The organism is Agathobaculum sp. NTUH-O15-33 (genome assembly GCF_033193315.1).
GTDB classification, from domain to species: Bacteria; Bacillota; Clostridia; order Oscillospirales; family Butyricicoccaceae; genus Agathobaculum; species Agathobaculum faecihominis_A.
This window is the reverse complement of the sequence record NZ_CP136187.1, coordinates 303,366-322,679: the sequence shown is the minus strand read 5'-3', so window position 1 is coordinate 322,679 and position 19,314 is coordinate 303,366. Positions and strand designations below refer to the sequence as shown.

At 56.9% G+C, this 19,314-nt stretch carries 19 protein-coding genes and 1 tRNA gene; 15 read left to right on the top strand and 5 right to left on the bottom strand.

Annotated elements, in window-relative coordinates:
* The first annotated feature begins 185 nt into the window (after positions 1–185).
* The 4 genes from RWV98_RS01635 to RWV98_RS01620 all read left to right on the top strand — a co-directional run bounded on the left by RWV98_RS01635 (position 186) and on the right by RWV98_RS01620 (position 2,642).
* The gene (locus RWV98_RS01635; protein WP_317863341.1) at positions 186–1,313 is read left to right on the top strand and encodes a sodium ion-translocating decarboxylase subunit beta; all 1,128 of its coding nucleotides are present in this window, start codon (positions 186–188) and stop codon (positions 1,311–1,313) included.
* 20 nt (positions 1,314–1,333) lie between these two features.
* The gene (locus RWV98_RS01630) at positions 1,334–1,453 is read left to right on the top strand and encodes an OadG-related small transporter subunit (protein WP_280961581.1); all 120 of its coding nucleotides are present in this window, start codon (positions 1,334–1,336) and stop codon (positions 1,451–1,453) included.
* Positions 1,454–1,515: 62 nt separating this feature from the next.
* A tRNA-Val gene (locus RWV98_RS01625) sits at positions 1,516–1,592 on the top strand.
* A gap of 111 nt (positions 1,593–1,703) precedes the next feature.
* Positions 1,704–2,642, top strand: a complete 939-nt coding sequence (locus RWV98_RS01620; protein ID WP_317863339.1) for a DUF1848 domain-containing protein — start codon at positions 1,704–1,706, stop codon at positions 2,640–2,642.
* Positions 2,643–2,691: 49 nt separating this feature from the next.
* Here the strand turns inward: RWV98_RS01620 and RWV98_RS01615 are convergent, their stop codons facing one another.
* Positions 2,692–3,114: a flavodoxin domain-containing protein gene (locus RWV98_RS01615; RefSeq protein ID WP_317863337.1), complete on the bottom strand. Its 423-nt coding sequence runs from the start codon at positions 3,112–3,114 to the stop codon at positions 2,692–2,694.
* Positions 3,115–3,324: 210 nt separating this feature from the next.
* Positions 3,325–4,353, bottom strand: coding sequence for a LacI family DNA-binding transcriptional regulator (locus RWV98_RS01610; RefSeq protein WP_280961578.1), 1,029 nt, complete (start codon positions 4,351–4,353; stop codon positions 3,325–3,327).
* Positions 4,354–4,667: 314 nt separating this feature from the next.
* Here RWV98_RS01610 and RWV98_RS01605 point away from each other — a divergent pair, with 314 nt between their 5' ends.
* The 7 genes from RWV98_RS01605 to iolE are packed head-to-tail and all read left to right on the top strand — an operon-like array spanning position 4,668 to position 11,665.
* Positions 4,668–6,161, top strand: a complete 1,494-nt coding sequence (locus RWV98_RS01605) for a sugar ABC transporter ATP-binding protein (protein ID WP_317863334.1) — start codon at positions 4,668–4,670, stop codon at positions 6,159–6,161.
* 27 nt (positions 6,162–6,188) lie between these two features.
* Positions 6,189–7,157, top strand: a complete 969-nt coding sequence (locus tag RWV98_RS01600; RefSeq protein ID WP_280961576.1) for an ABC transporter permease — start codon at positions 6,189–6,191, stop codon at positions 7,155–7,157.
* Positions 7,158–7,205: 48 nt separating this feature from the next.
* A complete protein-coding gene (locus RWV98_RS01595; protein ID WP_280961575.1) occupies positions 7,206–8,165 on the top strand; it encodes a sugar ABC transporter substrate-binding protein in 960 nt (319 codons plus the stop codon).
* A 27-nt stretch (positions 8,166–8,192) separates the two neighbouring features.
* Complete coding sequence (locus RWV98_RS01590) at positions 8,193–8,882, top strand: PIG-L deacetylase family protein (RefSeq protein WP_317863332.1); 690 nt, start codon at positions 8,193–8,195, stop codon at positions 8,880–8,882.
* A gap of 54 nt (positions 8,883–8,936) precedes the next feature.
* Positions 8,937–9,917, top strand: coding sequence for a Gfo/Idh/MocA family protein (locus RWV98_RS01585; protein ID WP_280961573.1), 981 nt, complete (start codon positions 8,937–8,939; stop codon positions 9,915–9,917).
* Between the two features lie 13 nt (positions 9,918–9,930).
* Positions 9,931–10,746: a sugar phosphate isomerase/epimerase family protein gene (locus tag RWV98_RS01580; RefSeq protein WP_317863331.1), complete on the top strand. Its 816-nt coding sequence runs from the start codon at positions 9,931–9,933 to the stop codon at positions 10,744–10,746.
* Positions 10,747–10,762: 16 nt separating this feature from the next.
* A complete protein-coding gene (gene iolE / locus RWV98_RS01575; RefSeq protein WP_317863329.1) occupies positions 10,763–11,665 on the top strand; it encodes a myo-inosose-2 dehydratase in 903 nt (300 codons plus the stop codon).
* Between the two features lie 90 nt (positions 11,666–11,755).
* Here iolE and pth read toward each other — a convergent pair whose 3' ends face one another.
* The 3 genes from pth to RWV98_RS01560 are packed head-to-tail and all read right to left on the bottom strand — an operon-like array spanning position 11,756 to position 14,430.
* On the bottom strand, positions 11,756–12,394 hold the full coding sequence (pth, locus tag RWV98_RS01570; protein WP_280961570.1) for an aminoacyl-tRNA hydrolase: 639 nt from the start codon (positions 12,392–12,394) through the stop codon (positions 11,756–11,758).
* A gap of 24 nt (positions 12,395–12,418) precedes the next feature.
* On the bottom strand, positions 12,419–14,062 hold the full coding sequence (locus RWV98_RS01565) for a DAK2 domain-containing protein (protein WP_317863326.1): 1,644 nt from the start codon (positions 14,060–14,062) through the stop codon (positions 12,419–12,421).
* 17 nt (positions 14,063–14,079) lie between these two features.
* Positions 14,080–14,430 (bottom strand): Asp23/Gls24 family envelope stress response protein, encoded by a 351-nt coding sequence (locus tag RWV98_RS01560; RefSeq protein WP_280961568.1) that lies wholly within the window; start codon positions 14,428–14,430, stop codon positions 14,080–14,082.
* Between the two features lie 246 nt (positions 14,431–14,676).
* Here RWV98_RS01560 and lexA point away from each other — a divergent pair, with 246 nt between their 5' ends.
* The 4 genes from lexA (at position 14,677) to RWV98_RS01540 (ending at position 19,308) form a co-directional block, all read left to right on the top strand.
* Positions 14,677–15,270, top strand: a complete 594-nt coding sequence (lexA, locus tag RWV98_RS01555; protein WP_317863324.1) for a transcriptional repressor LexA — start codon at positions 14,677–14,679, stop codon at positions 15,268–15,270.
* A 168-nt stretch (positions 15,271–15,438) separates the two neighbouring features.
* Positions 15,439–17,442, top strand: coding sequence for an ATP-dependent DNA helicase RecG (gene recG, locus RWV98_RS01550; RefSeq protein WP_317863322.1), 2,004 nt, complete (start codon positions 15,439–15,441; stop codon positions 17,440–17,442).
* Positions 17,443–17,598: 156 nt separating this feature from the next.
* Positions 17,599–18,870 (top strand): adenylosuccinate synthase, encoded by a 1,272-nt coding sequence (locus tag RWV98_RS01545; RefSeq protein ID WP_280961612.1) that lies wholly within the window; start codon positions 17,599–17,601, stop codon positions 18,868–18,870.
* A 72-nt stretch (positions 18,871–18,942) separates the two neighbouring features.
* The gene (locus RWV98_RS01540; protein ID WP_317863320.1) at positions 18,943–19,308 is read left to right on the top strand and encodes a DUF4180 domain-containing protein; all 366 of its coding nucleotides are present in this window, start codon (positions 18,943–18,945) and stop codon (positions 19,306–19,308) included.
* The last annotated feature ends 6 nt before the right edge of the window (positions 19,309–19,314 follow it).

Sequence of the window (19,314 nt, the reverse complement as noted above, 5' to 3'; positions counted from 1 at the left end):
GAAGTCAACAAGCATGGACGCGGCTTGATCGCGTTCTGGCTTTGCATCAAACGACCAGACCTGCGTTTTCCGTTTAGGGAAACGCAGGTCTTTTTTTATCGAAACGGCCGTTTTTTTACAATCTATGGATTACTCCGCGCGAACAGGGCAAGAATGGAAACATACACTTTAAGGGGGTTAACCGCATGTCGTTTTTATGGGAAGGCCTGCTTGCGATCACATGGCAGCAAGCGGTAATGTACGTAGTGGGCGGTATCCTGATCTACCTTGCCATTGGCAAGCAATACGAACCCGCGCTGCTGCTGCCCATGGGCTTCGGCGCGATCTTGGTCAACCTGCCGGCCTCCGGCGTGCTCGATCAGGTCACGCAGGGCGTCGGGCAGACGCACGGCATCATTCAGTGGCTGTTTGAAAACGGCATTGAAATTTCCGAGGCGTTTCCGCTGCTGCTGTTCATCGGCATCGGTGCGATGATCGATTTTGGACCGCTTCTGTCGAACCCCAAAATGTTTCTGTTCGGCGCGGCGGCGCAGCTCGGTATTTTTCTGACCATCATCCTCGCCACCGCACTTCAGTTCGATATCCGGGATGCCGCCTCGATCGGCATTATCGGCGCGGCGGACGGGCCGACCTCCATTCTGGTATCGCAGGTGCTGAAATCGCGCTATGTGGGCGCAATCGCCGTCGCGGCCTATTCTTACATGGCGCTGGTGCCGATTATTCAGCCCTTTGCCATCAAGCTAGTCACGACGAAAAAGGAGCGGGCCATGCGCATGCCCTATTCGCCCGGTCAGGTCAGCCGCCGCACGCGCATCCTCTTTCCCATCGTCGTATCGTTTGTCGCCGGTATCGTCGCGCCCGCGTCGGTCTCGCTCGTCGGCTTTTTGATGTTCGGCAACCTTATCCGCGAATGCGGCGTGCTCAATAACTTATCCGAAACCGCGCAGCACGAGCTGGCCAATCTCGTCACGCTGCTGCTCGGCATTACCATTTCGTTCTCGATGCGGGCCGAGCAGTTTGTCACCAAAGAAACGCTGCTCATCCTTTGCCTCGGCCTGTTTGCCTTTGTACTCGATTCCGTGGGCGGCGTGCTGTTCGCTAAGCTGCTCAATCTGTTTTGCAAGAACAAGGTCAATCCCATGGTCGGCGCGGCAGGCATTTCGGCCTTTCCCATGTCAGCGCGCGTGATCGAAAAACTCGGCGTGGAGGCCGACCACCAGAACCACCTGCTGATGCACGCGGTGGGCGCGAACGTCGCGGGGCAGATCGCCTCGGTCGTCGCCGGCGGCGTCATCCTCGGGTTCTTCATGTAAGGAAGGGAGCGTAAATCCAAATGAATGCGGATATGGGTATGGCCCTCACCCTGCTTTGGCAGGGCATGGCGGGTATTTTCACCGTGCTGATCGTGATCGCGCTGATCGTCACATTGCTCTCCCGGCTCGACCGGCAGTAAGGCCTTTTGGAAAAAAGCACTTGCAAATTCCGTGCAATTCTGTTATAGTAATGTTGTTGCACGGAGTTGTAGCTCAGCTGGTCAGAGCGTTCGCCTCACACGCGAGAGGTCATGGGTTCGAGCCCCCTCAACTCCACCATAAAAAAAGAAACGCCTCCGGGTGTTTCTTTTTTATTTTCTGGAGAGCGTTCCAGCGCCAACACGGCCTTCGTTCTCTCCTTCACGCTTTTCCATACAGAAAGAGGACTTCATGATCATCAGCGCGAGCCGCCGCACCGACATACCGGCGTATTATGCAAAATGGTTTTTCAACCGGCTTGAGGCTGGTTACGTTTTGACGCGGAACCCGGTGAATCCGCACCAGATCAGCCGGGTCAGCCTGCGTCCCGACGTGGTGGACGCCATTGTGTTCTGGACGAAAAATCCGCTGCCCATGCTCGATGCGCTGCCCTTGCTGCACGATTACATGTACTATTTTCAGTTTACGCTGACCGCCTACGGGCCGGATGTTGAGCCGCAAATCCCCGACAAGGATGCTTGCCTGATTCCCGCTTTTCAGCGGCTTGCCCAAACGATCGGGCCCGACCGGGTCGTCTGGCGGTATGACCCCATTTTCTTGAGCGAAGCCTATACCCCCGCCTATCACCTGCGCCGCTTTGCAGAGTTTGCCGCGCGGCTGCATCCCTACACGCGAAAATGCACCATTAGTTTCCTTGACCAATACCGGAACACGGCGAAAAACATGGCCGGGCTGCGCTTACGGGCCTTTCCGCCCGCCGAACAGCGGGCGCTTGCCAAGGAGCTTGTTCAGATCGCGCACCGTTACGGGCTTGAGATGGATACCTGCGCCGAAGAACTGGAGCTAGCGCCCTACGGCGTCCAGCACGCCCGCTGTATCGACGACCGGCTGTTGACCCGTCTGCTGCACTGCCCGCTTGCGATTACAAAGGATAAAAACCAACGGCTTGCATGCGGATGTGTGGAAAGCATCGATATCGGCGCGTACCACACCTGCCCCGGCGGCTGCCGGTACTGTTATGCAAACGACGGCCCCGGCGCCGCCCTTTGCAACGCGGCGGCACACGATCCAAGCTCCCCCCTGCTATTCGGTGCGCCCGGTCCGGACGACCGGATCACGGAACGCGAAATGCGCTCCTATCGTGTGGACCAGCTGCAATTCGACCTATGAAGAGAAAAAAGAGCCACTACCCACGCCACGCATGGGTAGTGACTCTTTTTTATTGGCCCAACGCCGCTGCGAGCTCTTCCATCGCCGCGTGGTTCATCCATTCTTTGGTTTGTGACTTGGAAAACGGCTGGATACCGCCAAATGAGCGGACGCAGACCGCGTGCGCCATCAATTCCTGCGAGATATTCCGCTGTACCGCTTTTTCAAACGACTCCGGTTCCGCATTGCAGAAATAGAACGCAAGCGGCTTTTCCAACAGGCGCGTCTGATTTTCTTTCCAAAAGCGCCGCGCCGGGCGGTAGGCTCTTCCGATCCGGATACCGGAACCGAGGACGACCGCGTCGAACCCCTCGAGCGAAGGACTGGATTTAGAAAGGTCCGCGAGCACGGCGTTTTCAAACCGGCTTGCCAGCGCTTCCGCGCAATCACGGCTTGCGCCGGATTTCGTTGCATAAGCGATCAATACTTTCATTATTCTTTCCTCTCTGCGTGGTTTGTCAAATTATCTGCCAACGTATCAATAAATTACGCGCGCCATCGTGGCCTCCGCGAAACATTTTTTGAACACGTTCAGTATAAGGTAAAAGACAATCGCTGTCAAAGGGATATGTCCGCAAAGTACATACTGGAATGAAAAGGCAGCGAGAGCCGCGCTACACAAAGCGCGGCTCTCGCTGCCTTTTTATCTGTCCGTCGTGATCTTGTGCGAAAGATCGACCGAATCACCCGAAATAAAGGTGACCGGCAACACCAACCGTTCGCATTTCCCATCTTCGGTTTCGCGGCTTCTTATTTTTTCCCACAATCGCGCGACAGCAGCCTCAGCCTGCAGCTCGATCTCGGTATCGATGGTCGTCACCGTCGGTGTGCTTAGCCGGGACAGCTCGCTATTATCAAAGCCAGTGACCGCGATATCGCGCGGCACAGCATAATGCAATTCCGTCAGTGCCTTTATGGTCAGCACCGCGGTCCGGTCGTCCGCGCAGAGGAAGGCTTCCGGCATGTACGGAAGCTCCGCAAGCCGTTTTTTCATATAGCGGATGCTCATCGGTCCATCCAACGGATAATCGCAGATGCAAACAGAAGGATCAAACACCAGAGAAAAGTGCTCGCATATGCTGCGAAAACACATTAGCCGTTCAAAGAAGGCAAAATACATATCCGGATTGCCGATAAAACCCAGCTGCCGGTAGTTATGCTCATACAAATGCTTGACGAGCTGATAAATGCCGGAGAAATTATCCTCGATCACCACATCCGTTAAAATCGTTGGGCAAAAGAAACTACAACATAAAACCGGAAGCCCCGTTTCCGCAAAATACGATACGATCTGTTCGCTGGAATCGCCCAATAATACAACCGCGCAAGTATTGTTCTGCCGTATGATTTGATTGATATCCATCCGCGAATAAGAGGAATCCAGATTCAGCGATACCGCTTTTCCACCCCGCACCTTTATCTTTTCACGCAGCAAACGGTGCATGTCGGAAAAAAAGTAGGTATCGCTAAAATTTTCTACGGTGGAGCAGATCAGCACCGAAGGCCGCGCCGAAACATGCTTCGGCGCATACCCCAATTCCCGTGCGACGGCGAGAATTTGATCGCGCAGCTGGTCGCTTACGCCGGCCTCTCCGCGCAAGGCCACGGAGACGGTATTTTGCGAGACCGCCATTTTTTCCGCAATGTCTTTTAGTGTTACTCGTTTAGGCATAGCATCACATCCTTGGCAGGAATAAGAAATTCCTGTTCTATCAAATACTCTCAATATAATGCATTATATCACTTGTTAAATAAAAACACAAATCGTTTTAAACAACAAATATATAATTTTTTTAATTTATTCAGTTATTACAATCCCGCCGAGCCTTATATGTTATATTGCACAATTAATAAAATTAATTGTGCAATATTTTATAATATATATGGATTTTATTCTTGACACACATGAAATGCAGGCGTATAATCCGGGTTATAAATAAAAAATATAGAATTAAAAACATTATTTTTTAGATAGGAGGAAATGTTTTGTCGGATCGTTATTTGCTTGAGATGAAGAATATCACAAAAGGTTTTCCGGGCGTACAGGCGCTGCAATCGGTCGATCTTGCGGTACGCCCCGGCACCGTGCATGCTTTGATGGGCGAAAACGGGGCCGGAAAATCCACGCTGATGAAGATCCTTGACGGCCTGATGCAACCGGACGAGGGGGAAATTTGGATCGACGGGGTCAACGCCGGCCCGCTTACGCCCAAAAAGGCCGCGGCGCATGGCGTGGCCATGATTCATCAGGAATTGAGCTCCGTCCTCAATCTCTCCATAGCCGAAAACATATTTTTGGGGCGCGAACCTCTTTTGTCCTACGGCCGCGGCATCGATTATAAAACCATGTACGAAAAAGCGGCGGAATACATGCAGCGCATGAATATCAAATACCCTCCCACCACGCGAATGGGCGACATCAGCGTATCGATCATGCAGTTGGTGGAGATCTGCAAAGCGCTTTCCTGCAATGCCAAGATCATTGTCATGGACGAGCCCACCTCGGCCATTACCGAGAACGAGGTCGATACCCTTTTTGCATGCATCGAACAGCTCAAACAAAACGGCGCGGCTGTTATATACATCACGCATAAGCTTGACGAATTGTTCCGCATTGCGGATGAAGTCACAGTATTGCGCGATGGACAATGGATTGGCAGCAGCCCCGCGTCGGCACTTGATAAAAACCAAGTGGTATCGATGATGATCGGCCGAGAGCTCACCGATATTTTCCCCAAGGAATTTGCGGAGATCAAGGGCGAGGCGCTTCGGGTAGAGCGTCTTTCCAGAAAAGGCGTGTTTCAGGATATCAGCTTTTCCGTACGGCACGGCGAGATCCTTGGCGTGGCCGGGCTGATCGGCTCAGGGCGCACGGAGATCATGCGCTGTATATTCGGGCTAGACCAAGCAAGCGAAGGAAAGCTTTTTCTAGACGGCCGCGCAATTTCCGTGCATGTGCCGCAGGACGCGCTCCAGCACGGCATCGCCATGGTCCCCGAGGACCGAAAGCTGTCCGGCCTAGTGCTTGGAATGTCCATCAAGAAGAATATCACGCTTGCTTTTTTACAAGAGTTTGTCCGCGGTATCGCGCTCAGCGAACGCGAGGAAACAAAACGCTCGCAAGAAATCATCGATATGCTGCGCATCAAAACGAACGACGCAAACAATCGCGCGGACTCCCTCAGCGGCGGCAACCAGCAAAAGATCGTACTTGGAAAATGGCTGATCTCCGATATCAACGTGTTGATCCTAGACGAACCCACGCGCGGCGTCGACGTCGGCGCAAAATCCGAGATTCACAAGATTATGTGCCAGTTGGCAAAGAAAGGCATGGCGATCATCATGATATCCTCCGAGCTTCCGGAGGTGCTTGGGATGAGCGACCGGATCTTGGTCATGCACGAAGGAAGGCTGAAGGGGGAATTGCAGCGCGAAGAGGCAAGTCAGGAAAAAATCATGACAATGGCGCTTGGGGACTGATATCAACGAAGGTGGAGGGATAAAAAAATGAGCGCAGCATCAACGATAACCAAAACAAAGCTTACAGAAATATTCCGTAAATTCGGTATTTATCTGATTTTGCTATTGATGATCGTGGTTTCATCACTTTTGAACAGCAAATTCCTTACCCCAGCCAATATCACCAACATCATGCGGCAGATCGTCGTCATCATGCTGATCGCCTGCGGCGAACAGCTCGTCATTACCGGCGGCGACATCGACCTTTCTCCCGGCTCGGTCGTTGCGCTGGCGGGCTGCATCGGCACTTCGGTCTTTGTAACGACGAACAGCGTCCTTCTGGCCATTTTCGCCTCGATCCTGATCGGCGGCCTATGCGGCTTGTTCAGCGGTTTTGTACTGACGCGCTATGGTATTCCCGCGTTTATCGTTACCTTGGCGGTGCAAACCAGCGCGCGCGGGCTTGCCCTGGTATTCACAAATGGCGTTCCTATTTCAAATCTCGACCGGCTGACCGTATTGGGGCAGGGCTATATCGGTTTGATCCCCATCCCCGTCATCATTTTGGCCATCGTCCTTTTCATTACGTGGTTTATTATGAGCAGACGGCCGCTTGGGCGCTACATTTATGCGATTGGCGGCAACGAAAGCGCCGCGATCGCCTCCGGCATCAATGTGAAAAAGGTAAAAATGCTATCCTATCTCACCAACGGCTGCTTTGTAGGCCTTGCAGGCATCATTCTGATGGCCCGCGTCAACTCCGGCCAGCCGGCCATCGGCGTAGGCTATGAATTCGACGGCATTACGGCCTGCGTGGTCGGCGGCATCAGCCTCAGCGGCGGCTCCGGCAGCATTATCGGCACCATCGCGGGCGGCCTGATCGTCGGCATCATCAACAATATGCTCAATTTGCAGAACGTTTCCGCGTACTATCAACAGATCGTCAAGGGGCTGGTCATCCTGATCGCGGTTATCATTGACGTGAAAAGCAAAAAATCAACGAGCAAATCGTTTTGAAAAACCGCGCCGGCAAGCGCGAAAAATAAAAAAATGGAGGAAACAACCATGAAACGACTCACCGTTATCGCCGCCACGCTATCGCTCATCCTCTCTCTAGGCGCCTGCTCATCCACGCCGCCCGCAGCAGACACGCCGGACGATACCCCAAAAGAAAACACCGGCGGCTATACCGTCGGCTATGCAAACTTGGCCGATTCCGATGTCAACTGCCGTTTGACAAAAGAGTTTTTCCTTGAATACGCCAAGGAGTACGACGGCATGGAGGTGCTAGCATCCGACGCGCAGAATCAGATTGAAAAGCAGATTGCGGATATTGAGAACTTTGTCGCGCAAAAGGTCAACGTCGTGATCGCCCTGCCGCTGGACTACGAAGCGCTCGTGCCCGCGGTGAAGGCCGCGAATGACGCGGCTATCCCATTTATTGCTTTCCGCGCAAAAATAGCGGATGGCGACTACCTATACTGCGGCTCCAACGACGAGGAGGCCGGCCGGCTGCAAGCCGAATACTGCATCGAAAACTTGCCGGAAAACGCCAACATCCTGTATATGTCCGGCACACTCGGTATGAACCACACCACGCTGCGCATGAACGGTTTTAAGAATCTACTGGGAGAAAAGCGGCCCGATGTGACGATCCTATCCGAGCAGGACGGCAACTACGACCGCGCCAAGGGCATGCAGATCGCAGAGGACTGGATTCAAAGTTTCGATCAGTTCGACGCCATTGTATGCGCAAACGATCAGATGGCTTTGGGCGCCGTCGAAGCGCTCAAGGGCGCGCGGCGGCTGGACGGCGTCATGGTGCTCGGCGTTGACGCAGTGGACGACGCGCTGCAGGCGATCGACGCGGGCGAAATGGTGATGAGCGCCTACCAGAACGCAAACGCACAGGCCAAGGCCTGCGCCGAAATGGCAAGCAAGCTGGCTAAAGGCGAGTCCGTAGAGGATACCTACATTCCATTTGAACCCATTACAAAGGAAAATGTAAAGGACTATTTGCAATAAACAACACTGCATTAGGAGGGAAATCCCATGAATGTGCTTGCAGTTGTGGCCCATCCGGACGACGCCGACCTGTGGTGCGGCGGCACCTTGAAAAAATATGCGGAGCAAGGCCATACCGTGTCCATCCTCGTCGCCACAAACGGCCGGACAGGGACGCACTGTAAAGTGGACGATCAGGAATTGATCGCCCGCCGTGAAAAAGAGCAGCTTGCGGCGGCAAGCCTGTATCCCGCAGCGGTACAGTTTTTGCGTTTGGACGACGGGGAGCTGTTCAACGACCGAGACACCCGCCGCCTCATGATCGACGCCATGCGCCGCGCGCAGCCCGATGTGATTTTAACGCATGATCCTTGCGACGGAAACGTCGATCACCACACGGTCGGAGCAATCGTACAGGATAGCATCGTCTATCTTCCGCTGGAAAACGTGCGTGTGCAAACGCCGGCGCTCCAACGGCAGCCCACCGTTTTTCTGATGGATACCTATGCCGGCGTCGGGCCGATGCCCACCGCTTTCGTAGATATCACAGACCAATTTGAAACCAAAAGGCAAGCTTTGCTGTGCCACCGCTCACAGCTCACGGCGGAAACCTCTTGGGAGGAAATGCTTGAGGTGCAGGGAAAATTCCGCGGCATGCAGGCCGGTTTCCGATACGCGGAAGCCTTTAAAGGCTTTCAGCTGTTTGATTCCATGCCGGATTATAAGCTGCTGCCGTAAAAGCACGGAACGCTTCACGATTACGATATTTTATTTCAGGAAGGTAGTAACATTATGAAAATTGGCATTATCGGCGTAGGCAACATGGGCCGGCTCCACGCGGGCCTGATCCAATCCAACCCACGCCTAGAACTCTATGGCATGACCGACATGAACGTTGCCCGCGCGAAAGAGGCCGCCGCCGCCTTTGGCTGCGCCGCCTTTGATTCGGTCGAAGCGCTGCTTGCCTCCGAAGCGGACATGGTGTTTATCACCGTGCCCAATACCTCGCACGGTCCGCTTTGCGTCGCGGCGCTGCAAGCCGGCAAGCATGTTTTTGTCGAAAAGCCGCTGGCGACCGAGCTCAAGGACGCGGAGCATATCCGCGCCTTGCAGGCCCAAACCGGCCTGCACGTGTTCGTCGGCTACAACAGGCGTTTCGCGCCCGTTTATCTGGAAGCGAAGCGCACGGTCAGCCAGCCGGACTTCAAACCTGCGAACGTCAACATCATCCAAAACGACGGCGATATGCAAAATCCCGCGTGGCTGACCGACATCGCCATGACCGGCGGCTTCATGTATGACACCACCGTGCACTTTCTGGATATGGCCCGCTATCTGCTGGGCGATATCACCGAGCTGCGCGCGCTCGGCGAAGCGTCGTTCTACCCCATCGAGGACAACTTTGCCGTGCAGCTGAAATTCAAAAGCGGCGCGTTCGGCGTCATTTCCACCTGCGGGCACGCCTCGTGGATCTCGCCCTTCGAGCGGGTGCAGGTCGTCGGCGATCACAAAAGCGTGATCACCGAGGAGCTGGACAGTTACCGATATTCCTCCGGCCTCGGCGCGGTGGTGGAGGGCAAGCAGTATGCCACGTTGGAGCACAATGTGAAATGGGGCTACGCGCAAATGCACGACCATATGTTTAACGAATGCATTTTCGGCGGCGCTTCGCCCCAAAACAGCGTGGACGACGGATACAAGGTAGTTGAACTGATCGAAGCCTGCTACGAATCCGCCAAGGCAGGCGGCTCGATCATCCGGTTCGATGCGTGATAGGAGTATAAATATGAAAATCAGTTGCAGCTCCCAGTCTCTCGACCACCTTTTTATGCAGAACCAGTGCACGCTGTTTGATTTTGCCGATTACTGCGCCGAGGAGCTGGGCATTTCTTTCATTGAGGTAGAGGATAAGCATTTTGCATCGACCGATCCCGCGTATATCGAAAGCCTGAAAGCCTATTTTGACAAAAAGCGGCTGCGCGTGTGCAATATCGCCTTTGATTGCAGCTTCGGCTACCCGACGCCCGAGCAGAACCGCGCGCAGGTGGAGCGCGCCAAGGCGTGGATGCCCATCGGCAAGGCGCTCGGCAGCCCGCATTTTCGCCTGTTCGCGGGCTGGATGGGCGGTCCCGATCCCGAGATCCATAAAAAGGGGCCCGCCGTACTGAAACCAGAAACCGCTTGGGCGGAAATGGTCGCGTGTGTACAGGAGCTCTGCGACTATGCTAAGGCGCTCGATTTGTCCATCGTCATTGAAAACCATAACCACGGCGGCTTCCTTTCCGCTTCCAAGGATGTGCTGCGGCTGTTTGGACAGACAAACCGCGACAACCTGAGCCTGCTGCTCGATACCGGTAACTACGTGGACGGTTTGGACGGTATTCGCGCCACCGTGCAGCTCGTCGCCGCGCACGCCCACCTGAAAATCAACGAGGTGGCGGAGGACGGCCACGACACCCTGTACGACCTGCCCGCGATCCTCGATATCCTGACTGCCGCCGGATTCGACGGCACGCTGTCCATCGAGTACGAGGGCGAACAGGACGAAAAGATCTACATTAAAAAGGTAACCGAGTATGTGCGCCGGTATTTGAGCAAGTGAAAGGACGAGACAAATAATGAAAAACGTACAGATCGGCGTGCATCCGATCAACTGGTGCAACGACGATATGACCGATCCGCTGCTGGGCGACGGCTACTCTTTCTACGATATTATCGATCAAGCGGCCGCCGCGGGCTACGCCGGTATTGAAAACAGCCGCAAATTTCCCCGCGACGCCAAGACGCTGCGGCCCGAATTTGACAAGCGCGGCCTACAGCTCACCTCCGGCTGGTGCGATACGATGTTCGCCTGCCGCGAGCTGCGCGACGAATACTTTGAAGCGCTCAAGGAAAAGGCGAAGTTTTTCCTCGATATGGGCGCGCAATATGTGATTGCGGCGGAAGGCACCAATTCCTCCTGCTGGGACCCGCGCGAATACCGCGCGACCAAGGGCGTGCAAAAGCTAAACGAAGAGGAATGGAAGCTTTTTACGGACGGACTGAATCAGGCGGGCCGCTTTTGCAAGGACAACGGGCTGCGCCTCGTCTATCACGTGCACACCGGGACCTGCGTGGAAACGTATGAGGAAACGCAAAAGCTGTGCGATATGACCGATCCCGCCTATGTCAACCTGCTGGCGGATACCGGACACCTGTGCTTCTGCGGCGTGGACATCCCCACGTTCTACGATCATTTTGCCGATCGCATCCAGTATGTGCACCTGAAAAACATACGCCCGCTCGTATTGCAGGTCGTGCGCGCGTTCGGCATCGATTTTAACAACGCGGTCAAGCTTGGTATTTTCACCGTGCCCGGGGACGAGGGCGCGGTCGATTTTAAGACCGTGTTCGATATTCTTGACCGCCACGGCTTTGCAGGCTGGATGCTGGTCGAAGCCGAGCAATATTTGGCCACGCCCACCGCGCTTGACTTTGCAAAAATAGCGCGCGATTACATCCGCGAAACCGCGGGCGTATAATCCGGCTCTTCTTCTCTTTCTCTCTTCTTTTTAAAAAGCGCCTCGGGCAAAAGCTTTTTAGCTTTCGTCCGAGGCGCTTTTTGGTTGTTACTACATTCGTTTGCCGTTGAATTTTTGCGCGGCGGCGGGACAGCCTTCTGCAATGATGCAGGCCGCGGCTTCCACCGCGTCCGCGCAGGCCTTATCGATGGCCTTTTGCTCCTCCGCGCCAAAGCGGGACAGCACCCAATCCGCCAGATCGTACTCCGGGTGCGGCTTGTGCCCCACGCCGATCTTGACGCGGGGAAACTCCTCGCTTTTCAGGTGGTAAATGATGTTTTTCAGCCCGTTTTGCCCGCCCGCGGAGCCCTTGGGCCGGATGCGCAGCGTGCCTACATCGAGCGAAACATCATCCGAAAGGACGATCACGCGCTCGGGCGGCACCTGATAAAACGCGGCGGCATCCCGCACGGCCTCGCCGGAAAGGTTCATAAAGGTCTGCGGCTTGACGAACAGCACCCGTTTGCCGCCGAGCGCGCCCTCGCCCACGAGGGCCTTAAACTTCATCCGGTCGATCTTCTGGCCGGACTTTTTGCTGTAACCGTCGAGCGCGCGGAAGCCCGCGTTGTGCCGCGTGCCCTCGTACTTGGCGCCGGGATTGCCCAGACCGACGACCAGCCACTCGATCGGCTGCGTCCGCTGCGTTTCCCGGTCGCGCTCTATTTTTGCAAAGATATCAAATATCGACATGTTGTTTTCGTTGCCCTTTGTCTTTTATTCCACGGAAAGGATATAGTAGTACACCGGCTGTCCGCCGTTGATGACCGAGATCTCCAGCCCCTTGTTCTCCTTGCGGAGCAGGGCTTCCACCTCCATCGCCGCCTCTTCGCTCACGCCTTCGCCATAAATAACGGTGGCAAACGCGCTGTTTTCCTCGACAAGCTCGCGCACGAGCTTTTTCACCACCGAGCTTTCCTTGCCGGAAGCGCACAGCTTGCCCTCGCACAGAGAAAGGTATTCGCCCTGCTTGATGCGTTTACCGTCAAACTCGGAATCGCGCGCGGCATAGGTGACCTGACCGCTGTGCACATGGTGCGCGGCCTCCTGCATGGCGGCGACGATCGCGCCCTCCTCGCCCTCGGTATCGACGGCGAGCATGGCCGAAATCCCCTGCGGGATGGTCTTGGTCGGCACGACGACGATCTTTTTGCCCTCCGCCAGATGCACGGCCTGTTCGGCCGCCATGATGATGTTTTTATTGTTCGGCAGCACGAACACGATCTCAGCCGGCACCGCGTCCACCGCGTGGATGATATCGTCCGTCGAGGGGTTCATGGTTTGTCCGCCCTGCACGACGACGTCCACGCCAAGATCGCTGAATACAGCCTTCAGCCCGTCGCCCGCGGCGATGGCCACAAAGCCGTATTTCTTTTCAGGCGGCACGATGACGCGCTCCTTGGGCGCGTCCGCCGTGCCCTCAATCACCTTGGCGGTGTGCTGCTCGCGCATGTTTTCGATCTTCACGGTGAGGAGCGGGCCGAATTTCAGGCCTTCCTCCAGCGCCTTGTTCGGCTGGTCGGTGTGGACGTGCACCTTGACGATCTCCTCGTCCTCCACGACGACCAGACTGTCGCCCAGCTCGCTCAGGATGGAGCGCATGCGGCCAACGTTGCGCGCCTTGTCGCGGCGCTCCGCGATAAACTCGGTGCAATAGGTGAACGTGATATCCTGTTCCGAAATCGCGCCGAAATCCGCGGCGGCCTTGGTCGGCGCGGCGGTCTGGCGTTCCTTATGGATGCCGCGCAGCGCGTCGAACATGCCTTCCCAAATGGTGAGCAGGCCAAAGCCGCCCGCGTCCACCACGCCGGCCTTTTCGAGAACGGGGTTTTGGTGCACGGTCTCTTCGAGCGCGGTCTTGCCGCGTTCGAGTACGGCCTCAAACACCTTTTCCGCAGGCAGGTCGGCTTCGGCCTGACACTGCTCTACCGCAAACTGCGCCGCGACGCGGGACACGGTGAGGATGGTGCCCTCCGCCGGTTTCATCACGGCTTTATAGGCGGCCTCCACACCCTCGCGCAGGGCAAGGGCAAAATCGCAGCCGTCCGCCTCGTTCAGGTCGTGCAGGCGCTTTGCCACGCCGCGGAATAAAAGCGAAAGAATAACGCCCGAATTGCCGCGCGCGCCACGCAGCAGCGCGGAGGCGGTCGTTTCCGCCGCCTTGCCGAGCGTGGGCGCGGACAGCTTTGCCACCGCCTCCATCGCGGAGGCCATGGTCAGCGACATGTTGGTGCCCGTATCGCCGTCCGGCACGGGGAACACGTTCAGCTCGTTGACCTGCTCCTTCTTTTCGGCGATTGCGAGCGCGCCTTCGGTCACCATGCTGCAAAATAGCTCGCCCGTGATTTTTTTATCTGACATGATCGGCTTCTCTCCCTTTAATCGGCTTTGATGCTTTCGACATAGATATCGACGTTTTTTACGTCCACGCCGGTCAGGCGTTCCACATGATAGCGCACCTCGCCGATGATAGAGCGGCACACCGTAGCGATATTGACGCCGTGTTCGACCGCGATATGCAGATCGATACCCACGCCGCCGTCCGGCGCTTCCGCGACACGCACCCCGCGCGACTGGTTTTCCAGCCGGAGCAGATGGGCCAGCCCATCGGTCACCGAGCGCATGGTCATGCCCTTGACGCCGAAGCAGCTGGACGCCGCGAAGCCGGCGATGCCGGCCAGCACCTCGTTTGTGATTTCGATATATCCGAGATCGGTCTTAATGGTCATAAACAAACCCTCCTACGTGCGATGGATCCTACCTCTATGCTTATACTATTTCCTATTTTATATCAAAACGCCCGGAAATACAAGGAAGAGTTCGCTCGAAACCCGCCGCAGCGTAAAGATCCGGCAGGTTTCCCGCGATTTAAACGCATATCGCAAACATTTGTTTGCTTTTTTGTAAAACGCGCGGTATAATAAAGAATAACCGAACGTATGTTTCCTTTTAACCATGACTGGGGAGAGCACGATATGATGAAGAAAATATCCGCCAAACAGCAAAGGATCCTTGATTTTATCAGCGAATTTTCGCTGGAGCACGGCTACCCGCCCTCGGTGCGCGAAATCTGCTCCGAAATGGATCTGCACTCGCCCTCCACCGTGCACGCCCATTTAAAAAAGCTGCGCGAAGCGGGCTACCTTGAATCCGACGACCGCAAATCCCGCGCGCTATCTCCCACGGGCGGGCCTTCCATGGTGCCGCGCGTGCCCATTCTGGGCCGCGTCACCGCCGGCGCGCCTATTTTAGCCGTGGAGGAAAACATCGGCTTTGTACCGTTCGAGCCCGCCGCGGCGGGCGGCCAATATTACGCGCTGCGCATCCGCGGCGAATCCATGATCGGCGCGGGTATTCTGGACGGCGACCTTGTCATCGTCCGTCAGGACGCGGTCGCGCGAAACGGCGACATCGTCATCGCCCTGTTGGAGGATGAAGCGACCTGTAAAACGCTTTCCATCACGCCGGACGGCGTATGGCTGCTGCCCGAAAACCCCGCCTATTCGCCGATCGACGGCAACGGCTGCCAAATCCTTGGCGTCGTCAAGGCGGTTTACCGGGAATACTAAGAATAATTAGGAATTAGTAGTTAGTAATTTGTAATTGGCCGCTACGGTTTTGCACACGCATAGCGCGCAGCCTTAATTACTAATTCCTAATTCCTAACTACTAATTCCCCGAAGGGTGGTGTGCAAAATTGCCCGCACTTTCCGATTTTATCACAGCGGCCAAGGGCGTTGGGCCCAAAAAAGGCCGGTCTGTTTCAAAAACTGCATATCCGCACGCTGCGCGACGCGCTGCTGACCTATCCGCGAGATTATGAGGACCGCACCAAAATCACCCCGATTTCCGGCGTCACGGCGGAGGACAAGTACTGTGTGCGCGCCGTCGTGGGCACCGCGCCCGCGTTTCGCCGCATTCGCCGTGGGCTCGACCTAACCAAGCTGACCGTGTTCGATGAAACGGGTACGCTTAACATTACCTATTTTAACAATAAATATGCCGCCGCCACGCTGCGGGAGGGTCAGGAGTACCTCTTTTGCGGCCGGGTGACGGGTACTGGCCGCGCGCGTACCATGGTATCGCCCGCGGCCGATCCTGTGCCTGCCTCGGGCGAGTCGCCGGGCCGTATCGTGCCCATTTATCCGCTTTCCTCCGGCATATCCCAGCGCGATATGCTGCATGTGACCGAGGCGGCGCTCGCCGCCGTCGCGGGCGATTGGCCCGATCCACTGCCCCAGCTGCTTCGCGCCAAGTACCGGCTGATCGACTCAGCCGACGCGCTCGCCGCTATCCACCGCCCTAAAACGCAGCAGGATGTGGAGGACGCGCGCCGCCGCATGATCTTTGAAGAGCTGTTTTTGCTCTGCTGCGGCTTGCAGCAGCTAAAAGAACGCCGCCGCGCGGACAACGGCATCCCCTTTGGCGCGGACGGACTGCGCGCGTTCCTCTCCGCCCTGCCCTTTGCGCCGACCGGCGCGCAGCGCCGCGCGATCGACGAGATCGCCGCGGACTGCGCCTCCGGCCGCCCGATGAACCGTCTCTTGCAGGGCGATGTCGGCTCCGGCAAAACGCTGGTGGCCGCCGCGCTGTGCGCGCTGGCCGCCGCAAACGGATATCAAGCCGCTTTTATGGCGCCGACCGAGATCTTGGCCGCCCAGCACGCGGAAACGCTCGTTAAAATGCTTGCCCCACTGAATATCACGGTTACCCTGCTGACCGGTTCCATGGGCGCGGCGCAAAAGCGGCAGGCGCTTTCCCGTATCGAAAGCGGTCAGGCGCAGGTCGTGATCGGCACGCACGCCCTCATCCAGCAGAGCGTCACCTTCCACAGGCTCGGCGCGGTCATCGCGGACGAACAGCACCGGTTCGGCGTGGCGCAGCGCGCGGCCCTCGCGGCCAAGGGGCAAACGCCGCACACGCTGGTCATGTCGGCCACGCCCATCCCGCGCACGCTCGCCCTGATCATGTACGGCGATCTGGACGTTTCCGTGCTGGACGAGCTGCCGCCCGGCCGTACGCCTATTGAGACCTACGCCGTGGGCGAGCACATGCGCGCCCGCATCACCAAATTCATCGATAAGCAGATCGCCGAAGGCGGGCAAGCCTATGTGGTGTGCCCCCTTGTAGAGGAAGGCGAGACCAACCTGAAAAGCGCGGAGCAGCACGCGCGCGACCTGCAAAAGGCCCTGCCCCACCGCCGCGTCGCCGTGCTGCACGGCCGTATGAAAAACGCGGACAAAGATCAAACCATGCGTGATTTTGCCGCCGGGGCATACGATATTCTGGTCGCCACCACGGTGATCGAGGTCGGCGTGGACGTGCCGAACGCCAACCTGATGGTGGTGGAGGACGCGGACCGCTTCGGCCTTTCCCAGCTGCACCAGCTGCGCGGCCGCGTCGGACGCGGCACGCGGCAAAGCTACTGCGTCTTTTTCGGCGCGGACAAGGGGCAACCCGCGCGCGAGCGCCTGAAGATTCTGTGCCAAACCGCCGACGGGTTTGAAATTGCCCGATCCGACCTTGCGCTGCGCGGGCCGGGCGACTTTTTCGGCCGCCGCCAGCACGGCCTGCCCGCGCTGCACGTGGCCGACCTCGCGGGCGATCTAACGCTGATGCAGCACGCGCGCGAGGAAGCCGAGGCCCTGCTTGCGGAAGACCCCGCGCTTGCCGCCTATCCCCTGCTGCGCGACCGTGTCGAGCACATGTTCGCCGCGAGCGAGGACGAAGCGTTTAACTAGCGCGTATTTTTTCACCCGCCGGACCGCTTCTCTGTTTTCTTTCGTTTTGTTTGCAAAAGCATCACAAAACGGCATTGAACAAAGCGGCCCGGTATGTTATACTTTAACCGTATGGCGCGGCAAAGCGCGCACTGCATAGGAAAGGAATGGGATACAATGCCCGGAAAAGTGATATTAGGCGCCCAGTGGGGCGATGAAGGCAAAGGCAAGTTTATCGATATTTTTGCCGCGCAGGCCGATCTGGTCGTGCGCAGCCAAGGCGGCAACAACGCCGGCCACACCGTCGTGGTGGAGGGCGAAACCTATAAATTACAGCTCATCCCCTCGGGTATTCTGTATCCGAACTGCGTAAACGTGATCGGCCCCGGCGTGGTGGTCGATCCGCGCGCCATCCTCAAGGAGATCGACGGCCTTGCCGAAAAGGGCGTATCGACCGATCGGCTCTATATCGACGCGCGCTGCCACTGCATCCTGCCGTGGCACCTCGAACTGGACGCGCTTTCCGAAAAGGCGCGCGGCGGGGACGATATCGGCACCACCAAGAAGGGCATCGGCCCCACCTACATGGACAAGGCTGAACGCATCGGCGTACGTATGCACGATTTCACCGGCGAACGCTTTGAAGAAGCGATGCGCGAAGCCTGCGCACGCAAGAACAAGGTCATCACCGGCGTTTATGGCGGCGAGCCGCTCGATATCGAGGCGGTACTCAGCGAATATAAGGAATATGCCGACCGGCTGCGCGCGCATGTGCGCGATACCTCGGTCCTGACCTATGAAGCCGTCAAGGCGGGCAAGCAGGTGCTGTTCGAGGGCGCGCAGGGCACGCTGCTCGATCTGGACATGGGCACCTACCCCTATGTCACCTCGTCCCACCCGGTCGCGGGCGGCTGCTGCATTGGCTCCGGCGTCGGGCCGACGGCCATCAGCGATATTATGGGCATCTGTAAAAGCTATACCACCCGCGTCGGCAAGGGTCCCTTCCCGACCGAGCTGTTCGACGAGACCGGCGATTACATTCGGAAAGCCGGCGGCGAATTCGGCACCGTGACCGGCCGTCCCCGCAGAACGGGCTGGTTCGACGCCGTCATCGCCCGCTACGCCGTGCGCGTCAACGGCCTGACCGAACTGGTCATCAACAAGATCGATCCGCTGCGCGGCCTGCCGAAGCTCAAGGTTTGCGTCGCTTACGATTATAAGGGCCAGCGCCTGACCGAGTTCCCCGCGAACTTTGCCGATCTTGAGCACTGCAAGCCGATCTATGAGGAATTCGACGGCTTTGACGAGGATATCACCGCCTGCCGTTCGTTCAGCGAGCTGCCGCAGTCTGTACAGAGTTATATCCGCGAGCTTGAACGTATCGTCGATTGCCCGATCTCGATGCTGGGCGTAGGTCCCGCGCGCGATCAGGTCATGACAATCAAATAACACAAAAATAAATGATGCAGGGTGGGGTGATCACGCTCCCCCTGCGTCTTTTTTCATTCAGAAAGGATTTCTATGACACAGCAAATCATCAAACAAAACGGCCGCCTGATCGCGGTCATCCAGAGCGACGCCCCTCTCATCCGCGACGTATCGAGCGCGCTTGACCTAATCGCTTCGATCCGGTACGCAGCGGACTGCGACCGCATCGCCGTCAACAAGCAGGCGCTGAGCGAAGATTTTTTCACGCTCAGCACCTGTCTGGCGGGCGAGATTTTGCAGCGCTTTATCAACTATCAAGTAAAATTCGCGGTTTTCGGCGACTTTTCCGGCTATACCAGCAAGCCTTTGCGTGATTTCATCCGAGAGAGCAACCGGGGGCGCGACATCTTTTTCACCGACACGGCCGAGCAAGCCGTGGAACGGCTTGCGGCCCACTGAAAGGAG